Source organism: Metabacillus herbersteinensis, from assembly GCF_042433335.1.
Taxonomy (GTDB): Bacteria; Bacillota; Bacilli; order Bacillales; family Bacillaceae; genus Metabacillus; species Metabacillus herbersteinensis.
In genome coordinates this window covers 317,445-333,934 of the sequence record NZ_JBHLVO010000002.1, presented here as the reverse complement: position 1 = coordinate 333,934, position 16,490 = coordinate 317,445, and the positions used below count along the sequence as shown (strand labels likewise).

General features: G+C 37.2%; 22 protein-coding genes. 3 read left to right on the top strand and 19 right to left on the bottom strand.

What is annotated here, in order from left to right; all coding sequences use genetic code 11:
* Window positions 1–6: 6 nt before the first annotated feature.
* Complete coding sequence (locus ACFFIX_RS04695; protein ID WP_378931022.1) at window positions 7–921, bottom strand: DMT family transporter; 915 nt, start codon at window positions 919–921, stop codon at window positions 7–9.
* A 404-nt stretch (window positions 922–1,325) separates the two neighbouring features.
* Between ACFFIX_RS04695 and ACFFIX_RS04690 the strand changes: the two genes are divergently transcribed.
* A complete protein-coding gene (locus ACFFIX_RS04690) occupies window positions 1,326–1,619 on the top strand; it encodes a DUF6509 family protein (RefSeq protein ID WP_378931020.1) in 294 nt (97 codons plus the stop codon).
* A gap of 40 nt (window positions 1,620–1,659) precedes the next feature.
* Here the strand turns inward: ACFFIX_RS04690 and ACFFIX_RS04685 are convergent, their stop codons facing one another.
* A complete protein-coding gene (locus tag ACFFIX_RS04685) occupies window positions 1,660–2,769 on the bottom strand; it encodes a phosphatidylglycerol lysyltransferase domain-containing protein (protein ID WP_378931018.1) in 1,110 nt (369 codons plus the stop codon).
* Window positions 2,770–3,229: 460 nt separating this feature from the next.
* On the opposite strand from ACFFIX_RS04685, the gene ACFFIX_RS04680 reads away from it, so the two are divergent.
* Window positions 3,230–3,412, top strand: coding sequence for an H-type small acid-soluble spore protein (locus tag ACFFIX_RS04680; RefSeq protein WP_378931016.1), 183 nt, complete (start codon window positions 3,230–3,232; stop codon window positions 3,410–3,412).
* Window positions 3,413–3,607: 195 nt separating this feature from the next.
* Here ACFFIX_RS04680 and ACFFIX_RS04675 read toward each other — a convergent pair whose 3' ends face one another.
* From ACFFIX_RS04675 to ACFFIX_RS04630, 10 genes are all read right to left on the bottom strand, one after another.
* Window positions 3,608–3,811 (bottom strand): cold shock domain-containing protein, encoded by a 204-nt coding sequence (locus ACFFIX_RS04675; protein ID WP_378931014.1) that lies wholly within the window; start codon window positions 3,809–3,811, stop codon window positions 3,608–3,610.
* Between the two features lie 373 nt (window positions 3,812–4,184).
* Window positions 4,185–4,844 (bottom strand): molybdate ABC transporter permease subunit, encoded by a 660-nt coding sequence (gene modB, locus ACFFIX_RS04670; protein ID WP_378931012.1) that lies wholly within the window; start codon window positions 4,842–4,844, stop codon window positions 4,185–4,187.
* A gap of 14 nt (window positions 4,845–4,858) precedes the next feature.
* Entirely contained in the window at window positions 4,859–5,620 is a 762-nt protein-coding gene (gene modA, locus ACFFIX_RS04665) for a molybdate ABC transporter substrate-binding protein (protein WP_378931185.1), read from the bottom strand.
* A gap of 27 nt (window positions 5,621–5,647) precedes the next feature.
* Window positions 5,648–5,881, bottom strand: coding sequence for a molybdopterin converting factor subunit 1 (moaD, locus tag ACFFIX_RS04660; protein WP_378931010.1), 234 nt, complete (start codon window positions 5,879–5,881; stop codon window positions 5,648–5,650).
* A gap of 5 nt (window positions 5,882–5,886) precedes the next feature.
* Complete coding sequence (locus ACFFIX_RS04655) at window positions 5,887–6,348, bottom strand: molybdenum cofactor biosynthesis protein MoaE (protein WP_378931007.1); 462 nt, start codon at window positions 6,346–6,348, stop codon at window positions 5,887–5,889.
* Window positions 6,341–6,865, bottom strand: a complete 525-nt coding sequence (mobB, locus tag ACFFIX_RS04650) for a molybdopterin-guanine dinucleotide biosynthesis protein B (RefSeq protein WP_378931005.1) — start codon at window positions 6,863–6,865, stop codon at window positions 6,341–6,343. The genes ACFFIX_RS04655 and mobB overlap by 8 nt, the downstream gene beginning before the upstream one ends.
* Window positions 6,835–8,115, bottom strand: coding sequence for a molybdopterin molybdotransferase MoeA (locus tag ACFFIX_RS04645; RefSeq protein ID WP_378931183.1), 1,281 nt, complete (start codon window positions 8,113–8,115; stop codon window positions 6,835–6,837). Before ACFFIX_RS04645 ends, mobB begins: the two co-directional genes overlap by 31 nt.
* A gap of 88 nt (window positions 8,116–8,203) precedes the next feature.
* Window positions 8,204–8,797 carry a molybdenum cofactor guanylyltransferase gene (locus ACFFIX_RS04640; protein ID WP_378931003.1) on the bottom strand — a complete coding sequence of 198 codons (594 nt, stop codon included), beginning with the start codon at window positions 8,795–8,797 and terminating at the stop codon, window positions 8,204–8,206.
* Window positions 8,798–8,991: 194 nt separating this feature from the next.
* Entirely contained in the window at window positions 8,992–9,450 is a 459-nt protein-coding gene (locus ACFFIX_RS04635; protein WP_378931001.1) for a TlpA family protein disulfide reductase, read from the bottom strand.
* An 87-nt stretch (window positions 9,451–9,537) separates the two neighbouring features.
* Entirely contained in the window at window positions 9,538–10,080 is a 543-nt protein-coding gene (locus ACFFIX_RS04630) for a peroxiredoxin (RefSeq protein ID WP_378930999.1), read from the bottom strand.
* Between the two features lie 407 nt (window positions 10,081–10,487).
* Between ACFFIX_RS04630 and ACFFIX_RS04625 the strand changes: the two genes are divergently transcribed.
* Window positions 10,488–11,327: a mechanosensitive ion channel family protein gene (locus ACFFIX_RS04625; protein ID WP_378930997.1), complete on the top strand. Its 840-nt coding sequence runs from the start codon at window positions 10,488–10,490 to the stop codon at window positions 11,325–11,327.
* A 39-nt stretch (window positions 11,328–11,366) separates the two neighbouring features.
* On the opposite strand, the gene ACFFIX_RS04620 is transcribed toward ACFFIX_RS04625, so the two are convergent.
* From ACFFIX_RS04620 to ccpC, 7 genes are all read right to left on the bottom strand, one after another.
* Window positions 11,367–11,612: a YkuS family protein gene (locus ACFFIX_RS04620; protein ID WP_378930995.1), complete on the bottom strand. Its 246-nt coding sequence runs from the start codon at window positions 11,610–11,612 to the stop codon at window positions 11,367–11,369.
* A 57-nt stretch (window positions 11,613–11,669) separates the two neighbouring features.
* Window positions 11,670–12,803 (bottom strand): N-acetyldiaminopimelate deacetylase, encoded by a 1,134-nt coding sequence (locus ACFFIX_RS04615; protein ID WP_378930993.1) that lies wholly within the window; start codon window positions 12,801–12,803, stop codon window positions 11,670–11,672.
* 55 nt (window positions 12,804–12,858) lie between these two features.
* Window positions 12,859–13,569, bottom strand: a complete 711-nt coding sequence (dapD, locus tag ACFFIX_RS04610) for a 2,3,4,5-tetrahydropyridine-2,6-dicarboxylate N-acetyltransferase (RefSeq protein WP_378930991.1) — start codon at window positions 13,567–13,569, stop codon at window positions 12,859–12,861.
* An 84-nt stretch (window positions 13,570–13,653) separates the two neighbouring features.
* Window positions 13,654–14,100 carry a flavodoxin gene (locus ACFFIX_RS04605; RefSeq protein WP_378931181.1) on the bottom strand — a complete coding sequence of 149 codons (447 nt, stop codon included), beginning with the start codon at window positions 14,098–14,100 and terminating at the stop codon, window positions 13,654–13,656.
* A gap of 12 nt (window positions 14,101–14,112) precedes the next feature.
* Window positions 14,113–15,003: a WD40/YVTN/BNR-like repeat-containing protein gene (locus ACFFIX_RS04600; RefSeq protein WP_378930989.1), complete on the bottom strand. Its 891-nt coding sequence runs from the start codon at window positions 15,001–15,003 to the stop codon at window positions 14,113–14,115.
* Window positions 14,993–15,469, bottom strand: a complete 477-nt coding sequence (locus ACFFIX_RS04595) for a flavodoxin (protein ID WP_378930987.1) — start codon at window positions 15,467–15,469, stop codon at window positions 14,993–14,995. The genes ACFFIX_RS04600 and ACFFIX_RS04595 overlap by 11 nt, the downstream gene beginning before the upstream one ends.
* A gap of 120 nt (window positions 15,470–15,589) precedes the next feature.
* Complete coding sequence (gene ccpC / locus ACFFIX_RS04590) at window positions 15,590–16,483, bottom strand: transcriptional regulator CcpC (protein ID WP_378930985.1); 894 nt, start codon at window positions 16,481–16,483, stop codon at window positions 15,590–15,592.
* Between the last annotated feature and the right edge of the window lie 7 nt (window positions 16,484–16,490).

Genomic DNA, 16,490 nt, shown 5'->3' with positions numbered 1-16,490 from the left:
CAGTTCCTAAAACTTTTCTTCACGTGATAACAGCACAATTGTCATGATAATACAGAAAGCTCCAAACCATTCTGTTACTCCGAACTGGACCTTCAACCAAACGACGGACAAAACCGCTGCTGATAAAGGCTCTGCACATGCGAGCAAACCCGTTTCCGTTGCTTTTAGGTACTTAAGGCTTTCAAGATAACAATAAAAAGCAATTAACGTACCAAAAATAATAACAAATAACACGGCCACTATAGCTGCAAAGGAAAGCTCCCCTGATATTTTCCATGGTGGGTGAATGAAACTCATGCCAATTCCACCGATAATCATCCCCCAGCCAACAACGATAGCGGAACCGTAGCTATTTAAAAGCGAAATGGGTTGTAGTGTATAGAATGCCAGCGCTAAAGCTGAAGCAAGTCCCCAAAACAAAGCCCATCCTGAAATCGAAAGTTCTTGAAAGTTTCCGTTCGTAACAAGTAGAAATGTACCTAGTAATGCTAGAAAAATAGAGACCCATTGTTTTGCAGTTGGTCTCGTTTTTATAGTTACCGCTACATAACAGGTGATAAAAACAGGACCTAAATATTGAAGTAATGTTGCGGTAGCAGCATTTCCCGCTTCAATTGCAGCAAAATATGTATATTGTACACCTAGCATGCCTATTACCCCAAATAAAAACAGTCTTAAGCGTTCTTCTTTCGTGTTCCAAATTACCCATACTTGCGGATTTCCTTTTAGAATTGGAAATAAAAGCAATAATGCACCTGCTGCTAATAAGCGAACAACAACAAGCCATTCTACACTATATCCTTTCTCCTGAAACAAATATTGAGCAACCGTTCCGGAGACTCCCCATAAAGTAGCTCCTGTTAGGACAAGAAAGATTCCTAGTATTCTAGATTGAGTACGTACATTTTTGGTAAGGTTCATTTTTTTCTCCATTTTAAATTATATTACTCTATTTTCCTACTACTTAAAAAGAATACGTATCATTAATCATATCGAATAAACAGAATTTGATCCAGATTATTTATCCTTTTTCGGATAAAAAGTGATCCATCGCACACTAGTTCTTTGTTAACTTCAATTGTTTGCCAATCTCCTGTATGTATGATTAAGTCTGCATCTTTTAGATTCTTGTATTAGTTTACTTGGCAATTTTTTCGCTCTTTTTGGTATGTGGGTGTCCCCAATTATAATAATTTTCAATTGGCACTCTCAGCTCCTTTCTCATTATTTCATTGTACTTTGTCATAGTAGCTTTGTTAATCAGCATAAAAAGGTTATAATGAAGGTTGCAAAGTTCTATAAAGGATATAAGGATGGTGATTACAATGAATATTACGAGTGCAACATTTGGAAAAATCAATGATCCGTTTGGTATTTTAGCTGGAGAACGTTATGAATTTTTCTTAAATATTGATGTTCCTGAAGATGATGAATTGTATACTGAAAATGGCTTACTGTTAAAGGTAATCTATGTGAAGGAAGAGGATCAGTCCCGCATAGCACAATACAATTTTGTAGAAGAAGCGAACGAGAAAACACTTGATTTTGAGCTAGATGAAGAAGAAATGGTCATTGTCGATGCTTATTGCAAGGAAAAACTAGCTGAATCTAAAGGATAAAAAAATGGTAACATTCCTTAACGGAGTGTTACCATTTTTTTTAGCCTACCTTACGTGTAAGTAAAGGAATTCTCATCTGACTTATCTTTCTCTTCAGTGGTTGCTGATGCACTAAATAGGTGATCTGCATCAATATTAGTAAGAAATGTGTTTGTTTGTAAGCAACATACCTTGGTTCCCAGACGGAAGCAAATTTGTTTTTATAGGCACGCAAGCCTTTAAAGCTATAAAATTTACCACCATGTTGAAACATGTATTTACACAATTTTTCTTTGAAAGGTGAATATGGACTATTACCAACATTGGATAGCGGTGACATCCCAATGCTACAGGTTGTGAATCCCTCTTCCTTTGCCCATAAAAAGCTCGAAATAAACACCATATCCATCGTACCGTTCGGGCTATTTTGATTGTACCTCATTAAATCGATGCTGATTCTTCCATTATGTTGATAATCATAAGCAAGTGTTGCAAATGCAAGTAAATTGCCTTCTGCATTTCGTAATACTGCAACAGGAAAGGCAGACACATACTCTTCGTTAAAAAAACCAACTGAATAGCCCTTTTCCTGACGATCCTCCAGCCAACTAGTTGACACATCTCTTAGCTCATTAAAAAAACGATTCGAATATGGCGGAAGAACAACTGTGAATTGATACCCTTCACGCAAAAACTTATTCTTTGTAGTTCTCAACTTTTGAACCTTTTTCCCTTCAAGAGAAAACTCGTTTAATTGTACTTTCGCTTCTTCTCCAATTTTCAAAAAACGAAAGCCATATTCATGATAAAGCGACATATACATTGGGCTTACCTGATAAAATACAGGCTTATTACCAGAACTCCTACAATACTCAATAAATTCCTTTATTGCTGCACTAAACAAAGCTTCATTACCAATTGGGTCACCTAACACGATCATCTTATTCGCAACTTTTCGATATGAAAAAAGCACTTGTTGATCTTGAGCCCAAAATAAATCCTTGTCCTTTAAGAAAAGGAGATGTGAGAGATGATGGCCACCCCATGTTTTTAAAAAGCCTGCTACTATATTATAGTCGTATTCTTTATACAGTTGATTCTTAGGTCTAGTTCTGACGATTATATAACTTATAATTAGTACAACAATTATTAATAATAAAATCTTACTCAACTTCACTTTCCCCCTGCTACTAAACATACATACTAAACAATACCACATCACTTGAGGGTTTTAATATATTTATTCATTTCCAGAACAGAGAAATCAAACTCAGATAGCCGTTCTAGCACGTGATAAAACTCTTTCATACTTATTTTCTCTATTAAGGCACTCCACTATCCAAAAGAATTGATCTGAACAAAGGTTCTACTGAACTAAAAAGGTGGACGTCTTAAAATTCCTAATAAAATGAACAATTACTGTAAAAGATAAAACAAAACGAAACAAGGGGATACTATGGAATCTATTTTAGTAACATCTCTTAGAACACTTATAGGTTTCACTCTTTTGTTATTTCTTACCCGTTTGCTTGGAAAAAACAATTAGTCAAAAGCGTGCCAACTAGTATAAAAATCGCTCAAACTGCTGAAACTTATATTTTAGCAACAAGATCTTTAAGGAGGTTTTATTAATGAACATTGGAAGAGCTGTTGAAATTTCACAATCAGGAAAAAAAGCAAACGTAGAATATAATGGAAAAACTGTTCAAATTCAGCATGTTAACGAGGATAAAGGGACTGCAAGAATTTATTCGCAATCTAATCCTGAAGATGAAAAAGAAGTGGTTGTTGAGATGTTGGTTGAACGTTCCTAAGTAAAAGTATCTCTGTTCGGTCAACTCAGACTAACAACCTAATAAAGTTCCTATCACGTTCCTAAGTGTCTGTAAATCCCTTCGGTCAAACAGACTCTAAGAACCTGATAAGTTCAACTAACCATCAGAAAAACGCTGATGGAAGTTTCACTAATAAAAAAAACTGCCTATCCCTAGGCAGTTTTTGCGCTTTAATTATAGTTTTACAACGTCTTCTGCTTGTGGGCCACGGTTTCCTTCAGTGATATTGAATTCAACTTGTTGACCTTCATCTAAAGACTTAAAACCTTCACCAGTGATTGCGCTGAAGTGAACGAATACGTCATTTCCTTCTGCAACTTCGATAAATCCAAAACCTTTTTCTGCATTAAACCATTTTACAGTACCTGTAGTTTTCATGTGTGAAACCTCCAAAGATTTTTAATTAATTTCATTTATAAGAAACAATCATTAAAGTTATTTTTAAATGAGAAATTGCAAAACAACGACTAAAACTTTACTCAAAACAACGAAAGCCCTACCTCTCTTTCGTCCTTGTGGCTCCTAGACCACGCCAGTGTGAATTGGGTTAATAAAAAAATTATTAACTAAAATCTCATATTCTTATGACTAGAATAGATGAGACTAATTCACTAAAGGCAATCAAAAAAAATGATGTTAGTACATAGTGTATTTTAAAGCGCTACAACCCATAATACATGATCTCTACTAAAGTGTCAACAAATACCCAAATGATACTTTGTTAACAAAAGGAAATAACTAGACTAAACATTCAATTCTTATTAAAAAAATGAATAATCATCAACATGATAAAAGAAATCAGAATCATTGATAGAACCCAAGCCCAAGCTAACTTCATGTTTCCTGTTTCCATTGCCACGTAAATGGCAGTAGGCACAGTTTGAGTTTTGCCAGGGATATTACCCGCAAACATTAACGTGGCACCAAACTCTCCCAATGCGCGTGCAAAACTAAGTAAACTACCAGCCACAATTGATTTCATTGCTAGTGGTAAAGTAATATGGAGAAATGTCTTTAATTCCCCCGCCCCATCTACTTTCGATGCATCTTCAATTTCCGGGTCAACGGCTTGAAACCCTGTTTTTGCGGTTTGATACATCAAAGGAAAGGCAACGACTATAGCCGCAATGACCCCCGCCCACCATGTAAAGATAATTGGCGCATTAAATAACCATTCAACACCTTGGCCTATGAAGCTATTTCTACCTAGAAATACAACTAAAAAAAAGCCAACAACGGAAGGTGGTAACACGAGTGGTAATAAAAATAATGTTTCAAGAAGTACTTTTCCTCGAAAGGATTTTCGGGCCATCAGCCTTGCGATAATTATACCTAAGATAATCACAAAAAAACTGGCAACAGATGAGATTTTTATTGATAACTGCAGTGGAATCCAAAAATCATTGTACATTTACTTCATTACCTCTAGTCGATTGATGTGAAACCATATTTCTTGAAAATCTCAATTGCCTTTTCTGATTGAAGATAGAAATAAAAAGTCTCCGCTTCTTTTGGATTGTTTGTATTTTTTAACACTCCTACAGGATAGACGATTGGAGAAGTTAGTTCCTTTTTAATGTTCGATAAAACGTTAACAGATTTTGAACGCAATGCATCCGTTCGATAAACAATCCCGACATCCACATTATTTGTCTCTACATAGGAAAGAACCTGTTTAACATCCTTCGCGTAAATAAATTTGTTTTCAAATTGATTCCAAAGGCCTTCACTTACTAAGTATTCCTTGGCATATTTACCTGCTGGAACCGTTTCTGGCGTTCCTATCGCAAAGGAATTAATCTTTGAAGATTCTTCAAGACTATTCAAACTCGATTCTTTTGGTACGATAATAACCAGTTCATTGCTTAGTAGATTCTTTTTGCTGGTTGAAGCTATGTATTGTTGATCTCCCAATTGCTTGAAACTTTCTAGATCTGCTGAAAAGAAAAGATCTACAGGTGCTCCTTGTTCAATCTGTCTGCTCAAAGCGCCCGAAGAACCATAGTTGTATACAACCTTAATTGAATGGTCTAGTTCGAATTCTTTTTTTATTTCAGTAAGAGCATCTCTCAAGCTAGCAGCGGCAGAAATCGTGAGTTGAATTTCTTTAGAGGAATCTTCTTGTTCCTTTAGATATGAACATCCACTGATTACTAGTATTAAAAAAATGAAAATTAAAAAGTGCATAGAAAATTTTTTCTCCACTTAAACGTGTTACCCCCCACTCACTGGTGGAATAAACGCGACAACATCTCCATCTTGAATGAGATCATCTTCTTTTGCATAGCTTTCATTAATAGCGACCATGACCTTCTGTAGTGATTGAAAAGGATATTCCTTTTCTAAGTATTGAATTAGCGATTTTACTGTTAGGTTACTTCGTTCAATGGAGAGGCTTTCTGTCCCCACTTCTTCCTGTAGATGTGCAAATAATAAAACTTTTATCATAAATTCTACCCCTTTTCAGGTTTTCCAGATGGGTACGGTGTTTTTTCTAATTGATCACCGATCCAAACTTCCCCATCTTCCCAAAATTCTTTTTTCCAAATTGGGACGATTTGTTTAATACGTTCAATTGCATATTCATTTGCTTCATAAGCATCTTTTCGATGCGGCGTTGAAACAGCAATAATAACCGCGACATCTGAAATTTCTAATCGTCCAACTCGGTGTGAAATGGCTATTTTAGCTTGAGGCCATTTCGCGCTAACTTCGTCTCCTATTTTTCCAAGCATTTTGACCGCCATTGCCGCGTATGCTTGATATTCTAGATACAAGGTTACTTTTCCCTTAGTAATTTCTCTTACTGTACCGATAAAAGTTGTTACAGCTCCCGCTTCTCGTCTGACAACTTTCTTGACCATATCGTCAACATTGATTGGCTCAGTAACGATTTCAAATAACACTTCATTCATGCTTATCACCTACTTCATTTTCTAACAACCAATTAATACAATCTTGATCCTCTACGATCTTAAACGTTTTGTGCTGTGATGTAATGGTTTCAGGCAAGGGAAACCTCGTAATCAAGCACTTGATATTTGTCACTGTTTTGAGTAGAACAAGATCCTCTTCAGAACGGATAAAAACTACCTTAGAATACGCTTCTTTTTTAAATCCTTCTATTAAAATAAGATCCAAAGCAAAGAATTCATATAGCTTTACAATTTCCTGCAGTGACCAACTTTTATTAATAGCAGTTAAGTTAAATAGTCCTTGTCCTTCAACCGTTGTAACTTTTGCACCCGATGACCGATGTTTACCTGTGTCTTTACCTGCATCTGCTAAAGCGGGTTGTCCATCGTGACCATGATGTTTAATTGTGCCAACTTCTAATCCCTTTGATGCAGCAGCTGCAATTAAGTTTTCGAGAAAAGTTGTTTTCCCACTATTTTGGTAGCCTACGATTTGGAGTATTCTTGCCATGGCCATACACTTCCAGCTTGGTCTTCAAGCAATATAACATCGACGTTCATTCCAGCCTGATAACCTCTTGTACCACCTGGCAACACAATCAGTATGTTAGTACCGGCTAGAGAAGTGACAACATTCGATTTGTCTAGTCCTACTGGAGCTGCGAAAAGGTTACCTTCCTTAAATACCAGAGACCCTCTTACAAAACGCGTAAATGGATTAGCCTTGGGAAAATCGCTTTTTAATTGTGCAGTCGTTTTGAAAAGATGAGGTTGTTCAGAAAATAAATATGTTCGAACCACAGGACGAACAAGTAGCTCAAATCCAACATAACAAGCAGATGGATTTCCAGAAAGGCCAAACAATAGTTTCCCATTCTTTTCAGCAACAGTCGTCACGCTACCCGGCCTCATGCCAATTTTATTAAAAAGAACATTCGCACCTAATTTTTCATAGATGGCTGGTAAGAAATCATAGTCACCAACGGACACCCCACCTGTAGTAATGAGAAGATCTACTTTTTTCAGAGCTGCTTCTACTGCTGAAAAGCATTGATCAAAATCATCCGAGAGCTTACCTAAATAAAGAGGTTCTGCACCACTTCTTTTTAGTTGAGATTGGATCATATAGGAATTACTGTTTCTAATTTTCCCAGGAACAAGTCGCTCATCTACTTCAAGCAATTCACTCCCTGTTGCTATTAACCCAACAACAGGCTTTTTTGCAACAGAAACTTTACTATAACCAAAGGTAGCTAAAAGAGCGATCATCCCAGGGTTAATAAACATGCCCTTTTTAACTAAAACGGTCCCTTTCTTCGTATCTTCACCTTTAAACGAGATGTTATCACCTTGTTTATATGCACGCTTAATTGACATAAAGGTTTGACCGTTTTTAGTTATCGAGCTTGTTAGTTCAAGCATGACCACTGCATCTGAGCCGTCTGGAATCTGTGCGCCCGTCATAATCCGGATCGCTTGCCTGGATCCTACTTTTTTTTCTGACACTGAACCAGCACCTATTTCATCAATAACCTCGAACTGTAGTGGATTTTCAGAAGAAGCTAACTTCGAATCCTCGGCTCGAATGGCAAAACCATCATATGGTGAACGATCAAATGGAGGAACGGGATGATCGGCAATTAAGTCTTCAGCGAGAAACCTTCCATCACTTTCTTCTATAGAAACGATCTCTATTTCACCGGTTTTAGAGTAATCCATTACCTTTTTAACCGCATCTTGAACTGAAAAAATGGTTCGTTTTTGAATCACGATAACACTCCGTTCACATCTATATCTTCTAGTAAGCTTATTTTATAACAATCTGCATCATTTTACTAACTATAGTGATCAATGACTACTTCTTCTCTAGTTGATTTAAGTCCTGTTGTGTATTGATATTTTCAAACGTCATTTTATCTGTTTTTAAATCAACTTCATTTAAATAACGTACATTTACTTGATTTAGTAACAACATAACCTTATAGGACTTGTCATGAAGAAGCTGTTCGATTATTTTGTAGACAGAATGATGATAAACGCCTATTAAGGGTTGAAGGTTACCGTTTATGATCGGGATAATTGCTTGATGATCTGTGGTTCTTTCGCATACTAAACGATTAACCACTTCGGGTGTTATCCGGGGGATGTCACAGGAAAGCACGACATACCATTCAGCTTTTACTTGTTTCATTGCTGTGTAGATACCTGCTAACGGTCCTTTTCCTTTGAATTTTTCTTCATCTGTAAAAATGGGGAGGTCGGTTTTCACGCTAAATTGTTGAACAAGACTTGGATGGCTAATGATCACCTGTTTTTCTGTTATTCCTTCAATCGCCTTTAGTGAATAGTTAAAAAAAGGGATGCCGTTGTATTGGGAAAATGCTTTTGGGCTCCCAAAGCGTCTCGATTCTCCTCCAGCTAAGAGCACACCAACTGTTTCAACTTTCATCTGATCTCACCCCTTGTTGTCCTAATATAAAAAGCGCAAGCGCCTTGGTCAGCCTTAGGCATAACATAAGGCGATTCTAAATAGAAGGCGCTGGAGCTGGACTTGCGAAACGCAGACTTAGTATAAATTTTTTTATATGTTAAAAAAGCCGGTTACCCATTAACTGGTAATCGACTTTTTACGATATTTAATCATTAAGCTTCTGTATTTTCAAGCTCTGATAGTACACGATTCACTCGTTTTTCAAGCATCTTCATCCCACTACCACCTGCTTGAAAATGACGAAGATTTCCCTCTTTGTCAAAAACATAATAAGCAGGAACATATTGATTTTCGAATGCATCTGTTAGTTTGTGGTCGCTGTCAACGAAGATCGGTTGAATAATGTCATGCTCAGCAGCTACTTTTTTAATCTCATCTAGATTTGTATCTTCTTCTGAACGAGGCATATGAACTGCTACAACATTTAATTTTTCTTTATATTGATCTCTGAATTCATTTACTTGTGGCATTGCTTCTTTGCAAAGATGACAGCTTATCGACCAGAAATGAATTAGCGTAGGTTTTTCTCCAGTTAAGCTTGCTTTGGTTTCCTCACCATTTAACCATTCTGTTGCGCCTGAAAGCTCCGGCATTGGTTCACGTAATTTCATGTTTATCCCTCCATGACTAGTTTGGTTTTACTATTATGCCCGAAAAGAAGGTCTAACCATAAGTTAGACCTTCGCTGTGTTTTGTGATTAAAGTGTTTTTTGACCTGGCTTCCAGTTAGCTGGGCAAAGTCCACCAGTTTGTAGTGCTTGAAGTACACGAAGTGTTTCTTCAACATCACGACCAATGTTGTTGTGGTTAACAACAGAATATTGTAATTCACCTTCTGGGTTAATGATGAATAAACCGCGAAGTGCGATTCCTTCTTCTTCAATTAACACACCATATTCACGAGATACTACGTGGTTTGTGTCAGCAGCTAGTGAGTATTTAAGATCTCCAAGACCATTGTCTTTACGATCTGTGTTAATCCATGCTAAATGAGTGTGAATTGTGTCAGTAGAAACACCGATTACTTCAGCGTCTAGATCTTCAAACTCATCATAACGATCAGATAATGCTGTGATTTCAGTTGGACATACAAACGTGAAATCCATTGGATAGAAGAAAAGTACTGTCCATTTGTCGTTTTTCATATTCTCTTCTAAACTTACTTTACCAAATTCTTTGCTTGCAAATACTGCATCCATTTCAAAACGTGGAGCTTGTTTACCTACCATGCGTTCTGCCATTATGTATCCCTCCAATAATATATTTGATATAGAATTTTTTATCTATATCAAGATTCAATTGAGAATAATGTTTTTCAATTCTCAACTACTTAGCTTGTTCACATTGACCATTATATGATATTCAATATTTTTAGTCAATGTTAAATAATAATGAATTTAAATAGAATACCTACATTAAGTATTTTTTCTCCTCGTTTGGTATTCCCTAAATTCTTAAGAAACAATCTACGTTTTGTGAAATTCTTAAAAAAAACCACAGAGTATGTTACACTTTCAGATGAAATTCGTCATTTTCGTACAAAATAAGTTTAACACGTTTAAAAACGGGTATCCAAGTATTTAGCCTTGAAAGACTGGTTTACCTGGAAGAGGATTTTCTTTATCGGATTAGAAAGGGTGTTACCTACATGGAATTTATTGAAAACATTAATTGGTCCTACATACTCACTACCACCGGAATTATCTTTTTAAAACTTATCGGAATTTTTATTGCCTTTATAGTTGTGAGAGCAATTGGGGGTAAAGTAATTAAAAGAATGTTTGACCGTGTGCAAGAACGCAAGCATATAACTATAGGTCGGGCCCTGACACTTCAGAGCTTGAGCCTAAATATTTTTTCGTACGTTTTAGTTTTTATATTCGTTGTGATGGTTTTTGAAGTATTTGAATATGATGCTACTGCTTTGCTCGCTGGTGCCGGAGTGATCGGTCTAGCTATTGGGTTCGGAGCACAAGGCTTGGTTAGTGATGTTGTTACGGGTTTTTTCATTCTACTTGAAAAACAGATCGACGTGGAAGATTATGTGACAATTGCCGGCCTAGACGGAGTTGTAGAGCAAGTGGGTCTTAGAACGACACAATTACGAGGCTTTGATGGTACACTTCATTTCATACCAAATCGAGAAATAACGAATGTAAGTAACCATTCAAGAGGCAATATGAGAGCACTTATTGACATCGGTATCTCTTATGATGATGATATTGATCGCGCTATTGCCGTTTTACAGGAAACATGTGATAAAATTGCCGCCGAAGATCCAACGATTGTCGATGGACCAAATGTAATCGGTGTTCAAAGCCTTGGCGCATCCGATATTGTCATTCGCATAATCGGAAAAACAGAAAATGGCCAACAATGGGCGGTTGAGCGTAAACTTCGCAAAGCTTTAAAAGAAACACTAGATGCAAATGGAATTGAGATTCCTTTTCCACATCAAGTGTATATGGAGAAGAAGGTTGGAGAATAAGAAAAAAAAGAAGAGCTCCACTTGCTCTTCTTCTCCACTTTAACGATTAAATTTACTCTCCACCTGTTGGCAAACTTCATCTGCAGAATAGCCACTTGCTTGGATAACTCCGCCACTTGTCACCGAATTACTTATTCCCATTATGTTTGAGTCTTGTCCCGTTACGACGCAACAATCACAGCCCTTTGCGTCTTCTTCATTGTTCAGTTGGACAACATCATAACCTTTTTGCTGAAGTGCTGCAGTAACATCTGATAAAGATTGTTCAACACCGATTTTTGGCATTTTTTCATCCACCTCCTAACACTAATTTGCTCGGGAGATGGAGGAAATATTCTTCTTTTAATTTTGATTTGCTTTGAAAGTAAGATAATCACTCATTAGATTAACCGCAGTCTCGAGTGCCTGTTCATTTGGTGCAAGCTTCGAGTGATGTAGACCGAATGGCGAATCAACTCCAAGCCAAAACATAAATCCTGGTATTTCTTCAAGCATATAGCCAAAATCTTCGCCAGTCATCGCTTCTTTGCACTCAATGACGTTTACATGTGAATTGGAAGAGACATATTTCATAAAATCTCTTGTTACAGATTCATGGTTGTAAACCTGGTGATACATCGCTCCATAGTCAATTTCAGCACGACAAGAGTAACCGATTTCGACACCCTTAACGAGTGCTTCAATACGTTCCTTTACTTTTTGCATTGATTCAACAGATAGAGTGCGAATTGTTCCTTCTAAACGAGCTTTTTCTGCAATAATGTTTTGAACAGTTCCGCTTGTTATTTTACCGATCGTGACAACTGCAGAATCAAGTGGATCAACATTTCTGGCGATAATGGTTTGAAGCTGTGTGACTAAGGAGCATGCAGCAACAATCATGTCTTGCGTTGTGTGAGGATAAGCAGCATGGCCTCCTTTTCCTACTAAATCGATATAAAGTTCTGATGTGTTGGCAAATAGAAGTCCTGGTCGCGTTGCAATCGTTCCTTCCGGTAACTCAGGCGCAATATGGAGAGCAGTGATAAGATCTGGCTTCCAGTCCTTCATTATCTCGCTTTGCAGCATCAGTTCTGCTCCACCAGGTCCTTCCTCAGCAGGCTGGAAAATAAAAAGCAGATCATCATTTACCGGTTTATGTACAAAGTGAGTAAATATACCAAGAGCAATCGTCATGTGAAAATCATGACCACATGCATGCATATTGCCATCATGTTCTGAAACAAATTCAAAGCCGGTCTCTTCAGTGATCGGGAGTCCATCAATATCTGCACGGTACCCAATCATTTTCTTTGGATTTGTTCCGTTTACCTTTACAAAAATTCCTGTGCGCCATTTTTTGACTTCAATTCGTTCACTTGGTAGTTGAGCTATGTAATTCAAAAGGTACTGCTGTGTTTTATGCTCTTGAAAACCAATTTCAGGTATTTGATGTAGGTCACGGCGAATGTTAATTAATTTTTCAAGGCTAAGCAAAATGTAATCCCCCCCCTAGAGAAATGGCGTGGATATCATCCACGCCATCTTTATATTAAAGTTGTCTTAATTCCTGCTTGATTTCTGTTTTTGATTTTGTTTTTTCGTCGATGTCTTTAATTTTCCGTGCTGGTGTACCTGCAACTACTGTGTAAGGTGCAACATCGTCGATCACAATTGCACCTGCTGCGACAACTGCTCCTTTACCTACTGTAACACCTTCAAGAACGACTGCGTTTGCTCCGATGACTACGTCGTCTTCAACAACAACCGGCTTTGCAGAAGGTGGTTCAATTACACCTGCTAAAACAGATCCAGCTCCGATGTGACAATTTTTACCGACTGTAGCACGACCTCCAAGGACAACATTCATGTCAATCATTGTTCCTTCACCGATAACTGAACCGATGTTGATTGAAGCGCCCATCATGATAACAGCATTGTCACCAATTTCAACTTGATCACGAATAATCGCACCTGGCTCGATGCGTGCTTTAATTCCTTTTAAGTCAAGTAATGGAATCGCAGAATTACGACGATCATTTTCTACGACATAATCTTCAATTTGCTCTTTGTTGTTCTCGATTGCAGCTTGAATATCAGTCCACTCACCAAATACGACACCCGTGTTTCCAGTTATAAAGGTTTGAGCAGATTCACCAAAGTTAACTCCTTCAAGGTTTCCTTTTACATATACTTTCACAGGTGTTGATTTTGTACTGTTTTGTATAAAAGAGATAATTTCGTTTGCATCCATCATTTTCATATGTACGTTTCCTCCTCAAAAATCTAATCAATCTTTACTGTATCAAAGCCATGCATGGTTTGACAAGTTGTAGAATCAGAGAATTTATGCTGATATCTTGGCTGCGACCATTTTCACAAACTGCAAACACTTTTCAACATCTTCTCCCTCGGGGTTAAATTCAATTTTCAGCGCCTCACAAATAATTTCTCCTCCACGTTCAATTATTTTATCTTGAAGAAGATCAACTGCCCCACAAAAATCGTCATAAGAGGTGTCCCCTGATCCAAATACAGCGAATTGTTTGCTTGAAAAATTATGGTCATCCATTTCTTCATATAAGTCGAGCATTTCATCAGGAAGATCGCCATCTCCCCATGTGTAGGCACCTAGTAAGATTGATTTATATTCTTCAAAAAGAGATAAATCCGCATCGAAAGCTTCTACCTTTTTGACCTCAACTCCACTTTCAATTAAGCTTTTTTCAAGCAGATCTGCGATTGCTTCCGTGTTCCCTGACATACTCGCATAAACTAATAGTACTTTAGACAGTTTGACCGCCTCCTAATGAAAATTCGCAGCTATATGTGAAGGCTGAACCCATTTTGATTCATATAACCCTGCCACAAAGAACTCTTCTGCGTGATTTGCTACTCTTAAACCATGCCCTTTTGTTGTTTCAAATAATTGAAGTAATTGCTCGTTTAGATCAACTCGGTATATCCTTGAATATCCATGTTCATCCTGACTAGTTGTTGCATAAATTACACCGTTGTTTTCTGCCAGATCTAAAAATGATTCTTCTGGATAAAGACTGTTATAGCTTAAATAGGTAGGGATTTTTTCAAGATTTATTAACTCAACCGTTCCTTTTTGTCCTTTTACAGAACCTTTTGCTACTAAAAGATAGGTCTCATCTAAGATCAATAAGGCTGAAATCATTGTATTTTCCTCTTTTTTTAAGTGAGAAAGTAAACCGCTATTCAAATCATAAAGCCATATCCCACCATATTGAGCATGTATTTGTGTGCCGATTACAATTTGATTACCATATACACAGAGAGATCGAATAACAGGTGGTGTCTCGAGAGTTTGAAATGGTTTAAAAGCAATCCATGAGTCGCCAAAATTTTCAGACACGTAAATGGAGTGCTTTCCATGTGCAAAAATGCACCCATCATTGGTTCCTGTTAATGACCATACAGAAGCTTTCGTAGGAAAATAAGTTTTCGACCATGTTTCACCGTTGTCCATTGAACGAAGTATCATCCCATTCTCTCCAGCTCCAAAAAGGGTATGACCGATTTCCATTATGGTCAATATTCTTTGCTCTGTAGAGAAAACTCGCTTCCATGTCCCTTGGGGTGAATAATAATAAATTCCTTCTCCCTTTACTGCTACAAAATAACCGCCCATACTTGAGGAAACTACAGCTGTACCTCCTTTATGAAACATGAGACACGCTTCCTTTCTCGTTAAGCACCCAATTGATAATTTCTCTTGCGAATTCTCGACACATTTCTATTTCATCATCTGTCTCAGGTCCGAATTCCATCTTCAACGTATCCTTGTAAACATCTGATCTACATACTGATAGCTGGTTATAAAATAAATTGACGGCTTCACAAAATTTGGGATATGCATGATCTCCTGAACCAAAGCAAGCAGCTTTCAAACCACTTATTTCAGCATCTACTAAACCTTCATAAAATTCTTCTGTCTCATATGGAAGATCACCATTACCCCAGGTGTATGTTCCTACCAAGATCAGTTCATACGAGGTAAGATCTTCAATCCTTGTAGACTCCATTTCCTCCAAGTGAACGTCGAGCCCCTGCTCACTAAACTCTTGCATTAGTAAATTTGCAATGTCCTCCGTGTTTCCTGACATGCTTACGTAAGTGATTAATACTTTTTTCAAAATGTCCACCTCTTAAATGATAATGATTTTCATTTTCATATAACAACTATAATTGAAAATGATTTTCAATGTCAATTACTTTTTCAGGATTTAAAAATAAAAAAAACACAATTCCAAATCTTAGAATTGTGTTTTTTCTTTTGATTTACGAACATATTCCTTAACAACTTCCACAAATGCCTGAACCTGCTTTAATTGAAATGACGATTCAAATCCTAATAACCATGTATCTCGACCGACAGGCTTGCCGTTTTCTTCAAGTAATGGAATTTTAAAGATATCTCGTTTCTCCTCTTCAAGCGTAACAGAAGGTAGAATTGCGTAGCCAATCCCATTAAAGGCCATTTGCTTACACGTTTCAATTTGATCGACGACAATTGTTCTTTTTGGGGTGGTATTAAATTGTCTGTGCCACCAATCTTGAATTTCTTGATAATAAGTAGAATCACTTTTAAATTGGATAAATGGTCGTTCTGTTTTTAATACATCTTCAATATCACTGATTTCAGTGTCTACTAAATAAAGTGTATCTGTAAAAAGATGATGCTTCATGCCTTTCCATTCTGGGTTTCCGCGAATAATTCCAATGTGCATGTGATCCTCATACATGCTTTTTAGGATCTCACTACTCCATCCGGTAACGAGTGAAATTTTCGCATGTGGATATTGATTCACATAGTTTTTTAATACTTTAGGTAACCAATGCTGGCCAATAATTGATGCTACAGCAAGCTTGAGGGTACCATGGACTTCTCCTTCAAGTTCTGAAATTTGTTCTCTTACCTTCTCTTCCTTTAAAACAAATTCTCTAGCAAATCCAATCATTTTTTCTCCGGCAGGTGTTAGAGTTAATCCCTTTTGAGATCTGATAAAGATTTGAAATCCTAAAGCCTTTTCAATCGATTGAAGTCTTTGTGACAACGCTGGCTGTGAAACGAATAACCGTTCTGCTGCTTTTCGCATGTTCATTTCTTCAGAAAGAACGACGAGCATTTTTAACTCTGAGATTTGCATGAATTCC

Coding starts and splice junctions, on each gene's coding strand:
- ACFFIX_RS04695 (WP_378931022.1), bottom strand. CDS start 921: ATGAACCTTACCAAAAATGTACGTACTCAATCTAGAATACTAGGAATC.
- ACFFIX_RS04690 (WP_378931020.1), top strand. CDS start 1,326: ATGAATATTACGAGTGCAACATTTGGAAAAATCAATGATCCGTTTGGT.
- ACFFIX_RS04680 (WP_378931016.1), top strand. CDS start 3,230: ATGAACATTGGAAGAGCTGTTGAAATTTCACAATCAGGAAAAAAAGCA.
- ACFFIX_RS04675 (WP_378931014.1), bottom strand. CDS start 3,811: ATGAAAACTACAGGTACTGTAAAATGGTTTAATGCAGAAAAAGGTTTT.
- modB (WP_378931012.1), bottom strand. CDS start 4,844: ATGTACAATGATTTTTGGATTCCACTGCAGTTATCAATAAAAATCTCA.
- modA (WP_378931185.1), bottom strand. CDS start 5,620: ATGCACTTTTTAATTTTCATTTTTTTAATACTAGTAATCAGTGGATGT.
- moaD (WP_378931010.1), bottom strand. CDS start 5,881: ATGATAAAAGTTTTATTATTTGCACATCTACAGGAAGAAGTGGGGACA.
- ACFFIX_RS04655 (WP_378931007.1), bottom strand. CDS start 6,348: ATGAATGAAGTGTTATTTGAAATCGTTACTGAGCCAATCAATGTTGAC.
- mobB (WP_378931005.1), bottom strand. CDS start 6,865: ATGGCCATGGCAAGAATACTCCAAATCGTAGGCTACCAAAATAGTGGG.
- ACFFIX_RS04640 (WP_378931003.1), bottom strand. CDS start 8,797: ATGAAAGTTGAAACAGTTGGTGTGCTCTTAGCTGGAGGAGAATCGAGA.
- ACFFIX_RS04635 (WP_378931001.1), bottom strand. CDS start 9,450: ATGAAATTACGTGAACCAATGCCGGAGCTTTCAGGCGCAACAGAATGG.
- ACFFIX_RS04630 (WP_378930999.1), bottom strand. CDS start 10,080: ATGGCAGAACGCATGGTAGGTAAACAAGCTCCACGTTTTGAAATGGAT.
- ACFFIX_RS04625 (WP_378930997.1), top strand. CDS start 10,488: ATGGAATTTATTGAAAACATTAATTGGTCCTACATACTCACTACCACC.
- ACFFIX_RS04620 (WP_378930995.1), bottom strand. CDS start 11,612: ATGCCAAAAATCGGTGTTGAACAATCTTTATCAGATGTTACTGCAGCA.
- dapD (WP_378930991.1), bottom strand. CDS start 13,569: ATGAAAATGATGGATGCAAACGAAATTATCTCTTTTATACAAAACAGT.
- ACFFIX_RS04600 (WP_378930989.1), bottom strand. CDS start 15,003: ATGTTTCATAAAGGAGGTACAGCTGTAGTTTCCTCAAGTATGGGCGGT.
- ccpC (WP_378930985.1), bottom strand. CDS start 16,483: ATGCAAATCTCAGAGTTAAAAATGCTCGTCGTTCTTTCTGAAGAAATG.